This is a genomic window from Streptomyces sp. NPDC002446, assembly GCF_053595675.1.
This window is the reverse complement of the sequence record NZ_JBSFYC010000143.1, coordinates 1-4671: the sequence shown is the minus strand read 5'-3', so window position 1 is coordinate 4671 and position 4671 is coordinate 1. Positions and strand designations below refer to the sequence as shown.

Genomic DNA, 4671 nt, shown 5'->3' with positions numbered 1-4671 from the left:
TCGAAGAGCTGCTGCGGCGGACCTTCCGCAGCGACCAGGACATCGAAGAGCGGCGGCGCGGAGCTCTCCTCCAGGGCGCCGTCTGGTATCTCGGGTGCTGGTGTGGTTGCTGACGAGACCGCGCCGGGCGCGTCAGACGGCGAGCGCCTGGGCCCGGCGCTTCACCTCCGTGCCGCGATTCTCGCGCAGCGCCTGCGCCGGGGTTCCGGGCAGGGTCTCATCCGCGGTGAACAGCCACTCCAGCATTTCCTCGTCGGTGAAGCCGTCGTCCTTGAGGAGCGTGAGCGTGCCGACGAGGCCCTTGACCACCTTGTCGTCCTTGATGAAATCGGCGGGTACCTGCAGCACCCTGTTCTCGCCACGGCGCACCGCGATCAGCTGGCCCTCCTTGACCAGCTGCCGGACGCGCGTCACCTCGACGCCGAGCTTTTCGGCGATGTCGGGGAGAGTGAGCCAGGCGGGGACGAGTCCATCGATGTTTGCGTCAATCTCGGTCACAGGACAAGCCTGCCACCTCGCACTGACAGTCGGTAGCCGGGCATCGCCATCAGAGGCTTCCGGCACACCGGAGGGTGACGACACGCCCGCCGACGCGCCCACACCGGGCGCCATCCGCGCGCGGGCGGCCCTCCCCTGGGTGGGCCCTAGTTCGCCGCGGCCTTCAGCGGTACGGCCGCGTTCGCGGCGCGGTCCCGGTCCAGGGTCACGCCCCGCTCGATGAGCTTGCGCCCCTGGGCGAGGTCCCGCGGCCGTCCCACCGCCAGCAGCGCGACGAGCCTGCCGTCCCGCAGCCAGATCACCGACCAGGCGGCCTGCGCCGGATCGCCGCGCCAGACCAGCTCATCGGCGTCCCCGTGGTGGCCCGCGTACTGCACGAACCGGCCGAACTGCTCGGACCAGAAGTACGGGACGGGGTCGTAGACCACCCCCTCCGCCTCGCCCCGGGCGATGTTCTCGGCGACCGTACGGGGGCCCTGGAGTGCGTTGTCCCAGTGGTGGATCAGCAGACGGCTGCCGTAACGGGCCGACGGGAAGGAGGCGCAGTCGCCGACGGCGTACACATCGGGCACGGAGGTGCGCAGCCGCTCGTCGGCCAGCACGGAGCCGTCCTCGGAGGACACCGCGACGCCCGAGCCGGCCAGCCAGGCGGTGGCGGGCCGGGCTCCGATCCCGACGACCACGGCGTCGGCGGGCAGCGCCGTGCCGTCGGCGAGGGTGACCGTGCCGGGTGTGACGGCCGCGACCCGGGCGCCGGTGCGCAGCTCGGCGCCGGCGTCCGCGTACCAGCCGGTCATATGGGCGGCGACCTCGGCGGGCAGCGCACCGGCCAGCGGGCGGTCGGCGGCCTCGACGACGGTGACGGCGCAGCCCGCCTCCCGCGCCGCGGTGGCGAACTCGGCGCCGATCCAGCCGGCCCCGACGACCACGATCTCGTGCTGGGCGGCGAGCACCGGCCGCAGCCGCTCGGCGTCGTCCAGGGTGCGCAGCAGGTGGACGCCGGGCAGGCCCTCGCTGCCGGGCAGCGTGATCGGGTCGGCGCCGGTCGCGATCACCGCGTAGTCGTAGGAGACCGGGCCCTCTGCCGTCTCGACCCGGTGGGCGTCCGGCACCAGGGCGGTGACGCGGCGGCTGAGGTGGAGGTCGATGCCGAGCCCGGCGAAGTCGACGTCGAAGGCGGAACCGTCCGCCTTGCCCAGCAGGACCGCCTTGGAGAGCGGGGGCCGGTCGTAGGGCTGGTGGGGCTCGTCGCCGAGCAGCGTGATCGCGCCGCGCCACCCCTGTTCGCGCAGGGCGACCGCGGTCTGCACACCGGCGATTCCGGCGCCGACGATCACGACGCGCGGCGTGCGGCCAGGAGGCTGGGAGGAATTGCTCTGCTCGCTCACCAGATCACTCTAGGACGGTGTGCGACGCCGCTCGCAGCAGCGCGCAAGGAGATCTCTGACACACCGTCACCGCCGGGCGCCAGGGCCCGGCCACCGGCCGTTCCCTTACGGCGCCTCGTGCCCCCGTACTAGGGTGACGGATACACGCACTCGCGGGAGCCCGGACGTACCGGGCTGAGAGGGAGGCTGGCCGGCCTCCGACCGTACGAACCTGATCCGGGTCATGCCGGCGAAGGGAGGGGCTGGACGCCCATGCATCCATCTGCCACACGATCGAAACCAGCCACCACGCACCCTGACGTGCTCGTCATCGGGGGCGGCATCATCGGCCTGGTCACCGCCTGGCGCGCGGCCGGCCGCGGGCTGACCGTCGCGGTCGCCGACCCGGCGCCCGGTGGCGGCGCGGCCTACGTCGCGGCCGGAATGCTGGCCGCGGTCACCGAGCTCCACTACGGCGAGCAGACCCTGCTGGCCCTCAATCTGGCCTCGGCACGGCGCTACCCGCGGTTCACCGAGGAGCTGGAGGAGGCCGCCGGGGTGCCGATCGGCTACCGGCGGTGCGGCACCCTCGCGGTCGCGCTGGACGCCGACGACCGCGCCCATCTGCGCGAACTGCACACCCTGCAGACCCGCTCGGGCCTGGACTCCCAGTGGCTCACGGGACGTGAGTGCCGCCGCCTGGAGCCGATGCTGGCTCCCGGCGTACGCGGCGGCCTGCGGGTCGACGGCGACCATCAGGTCGATCCGCGGCGGCTGGCGGGCGCCCTGCTGGTGGCCTGCGAGCGGGCCGGGGTGGTCTTCCACCGGAGCCGGGCCGAGCGGCTGACCGTCGCCGGCGGCCGCGCCTCGGGTGCCGAGCTCGCCGACGGCACACGGCTGCCGGCCGGCCAGACCGTGCTGGCGGCGGGCAGCCACAGCGGCCGGCTGGCCGGCGTACCCGACGAGGTGCTTCCGCCGGTACGGCCGGTCAAGGGCCAGGTGCTGCGGCTCCGCCTCCCGGACATGCCCACCGGTTCCCCCGCCTTCCTCTCGCGCACCGTACGGGCCGTCGTCCGCGGCAACCCGCTCTACCTGGTGCCGCGGGAGAACGGTGAGCTGGTCGTCGGCGCAACCAGCGAGGAGCTGGGCTGGGACACCACGGTCACCGCGGGCGGCGTCTACGAGCTGCTGCGGGACGCGCACGAGCTGGTCCCGGGCATCACCGAGCTCCCGCTGGTGGAGAGCTGCGCCGGGCTGCGTCCCGGCTCCCCCGACAACGCGCCGCTCCTCGGGCCGAGCGGTCTGCCCGGCCTCCACCTGGCCACCGGCCACTTCCGCAACGGGGTGCTGCTGACGCCGGTCACCGGTGACGTGATGGCCGAGGTCCTCGCCACCGGGAGCCTGCCCGACGAGGCCCGTCCCTTCTCTCCCGGACGCTTCTCCCCCACGCCTGAACGGGGCGGAGCGAGCCGCGTCGCCGCCCCGGGGACCGAGCACGCCCGCCTCCTGGAGGAACAGCCCGTATGAGCAGCGCCACCCCCGCCCCCACCGTCTCGGTCTCCGTCAACGGCCAGGCCCGCGAGATCCCCGGCGGACTCACCCTCGACCGGCTCGTCGCGACCCTGTCCACGGCGTCCGCCGGGGTGGCCGCGGCGGTCAACGAAGTCGTGGTGCCGCGCACCCAGTGGCCCACCACCCCGCTCGGCGACGGCGACCGCGTCGAGGTGCTCACCGCGGTCCAAGGAGGCTGACCCCGACATGTCCGACTCCGCGGTCTTCCGGGGGACGCCCCCCACCGCCCCCTACGAGGGCTCCGCCACCGCCCCCGACCCGCTCACCATCGCCGGCACCGCCTTCGGCTCCCGTCTGATCATGGGCACCGGTGGCGCGCCCAGCCTCGACGTCATGGAGCGCGCGCTGCTCGCCTCCGGTACGGAGCTGACGACGGTCGCCATGCGGCGGCTGGATCCGACCGTGCAGGGCTCGGTGCTGTCCGTCCTGGAACGGCACAAGATCCGGGTGCTGCCCAATACGGCGGGCTGCTTCACCGCGGGCGAGGCGGTGCTCACCGCCCGCCTCGCCCGGGAGGCGCTCGGCACGGACTGGGTCAAGCTGGAGGTCGTCGCCGACGAGCGCACCCTGCTGCCCGATCCGATCGAGCTGCTGGACGCCGCCGAGACCCTGGTGGACGACGGTTTCACGGTCCTGCCCTATACGAACGACGATCCGGTGCTGGCCCGCAAACTGGAGGACGTGGGCTGCGCCGCGATCATGCCGCTGGGCTCGCCGATCGGCTCCGGCCTGGGCATCCGCAACCCGCACAACTTCCAGCTGATCACGGAGCGGGCCGGCGTCCCGGTGATCCTGGACGCCGGCGCGGGCACCGCCTCGGATGCCGCCCTGGCCATGGAGCTGGGGTGCGCGGCGGTGATGCTGGCCTCCGCGGTGACCCGTGCGCAGGAGCCGGAGCTGATGGCCGCCGCGATGCGCCACGCGGTGGCGGCGGGCCGCCTGGCGCACCGCGCGGGCCGCATTCCGCGCCGGCACTTCGCGCTGGCGTCTTCGCCGGAGGAGGGGGTGGCGGAGCTGGACCCCGAGCGGCCCTGTTTCTGACCCTTCCGCTGCGCTTGGCTGGCTGCCCACGTTTTCGGCTTTCCCGCCGTGGGGGTTTGTCGCCGTTGCCCTTCCGCTGCGCTTGGCTGGCTGTTCATGTTTTCGGCTGTCCCGCCGTGGGGGTTTGTCGCCGTTGCGCCTGCGGCGGGCGGTGCCGCTGCGCGGGGCTGTTCGGCTGCCGGTGACGGTCCTC

General features: G+C 73.9%; 5 protein-coding genes and 1 riboswitch. Of the genes, 3 read left to right on the top strand and 2 right to left on the bottom strand.

What is annotated here, in order from left to right; translation table 11 throughout:
• Nucleotides 1–132: 132 nt before the first annotated feature.
• Both ACWD6P_RS36705 and ACWD6P_RS36700 read right to left on the bottom strand, forming a co-directional pair.
• On the bottom strand, nt 133–498 hold the full coding sequence (locus ACWD6P_RS36705; RefSeq protein ID WP_384440771.1) for an Rv2175c family DNA-binding protein: 366 nt from the start codon (nt 496–498) through the stop codon (nt 133–135).
• Between the two features lie 146 nt (nt 499–644).
• Nucleotides 645–1886, bottom strand: a complete 1242-nt coding sequence (locus ACWD6P_RS36700; protein ID WP_451448556.1) for an NAD(P)/FAD-dependent oxidoreductase — start codon at nt 1884–1886, stop codon at nt 645–647.
• A gap of 142 nt (nt 1887–2028) precedes the next feature.
• Nucleotides 2029–2141, top strand: a riboswitch (TPP riboswitch).
• Here ACWD6P_RS36700 and thiO point away from each other — a divergent pair.
• The 3 genes from thiO to ACWD6P_RS36685 all read left to right on the top strand — a co-directional run bounded on the left by thiO (nt 2139) and on the right by ACWD6P_RS36685 (nt 4478).
• Nucleotides 2139–3392, top strand: coding sequence for a glycine oxidase ThiO (gene thiO, locus ACWD6P_RS36695; protein WP_451448555.1), 1254 nt, complete (start codon nt 2139–2141; stop codon nt 3390–3392). Its footprint overlaps the riboswitch before it by 3 nt.
• Complete coding sequence (thiS, locus tag ACWD6P_RS36690) at nt 3389–3616, top strand: sulfur carrier protein ThiS (RefSeq protein WP_451448554.1); 228 nt, start codon at nt 3389–3391, stop codon at nt 3614–3616. The genes thiO and thiS overlap by 4 nt, the downstream gene beginning before the upstream one ends.
• A 121-nt stretch (nt 3617–3737) precedes the next feature.
• Nucleotides 3738–4478: a thiazole synthase gene (locus ACWD6P_RS36685; RefSeq protein ID WP_451448557.1), complete on the top strand. Its 741-nt coding sequence runs from the start codon at nt 3738–3740 to the stop codon at nt 4476–4478.
• The last annotated feature ends 193 nt before the right edge of the window (nt 4479–4671 follow it).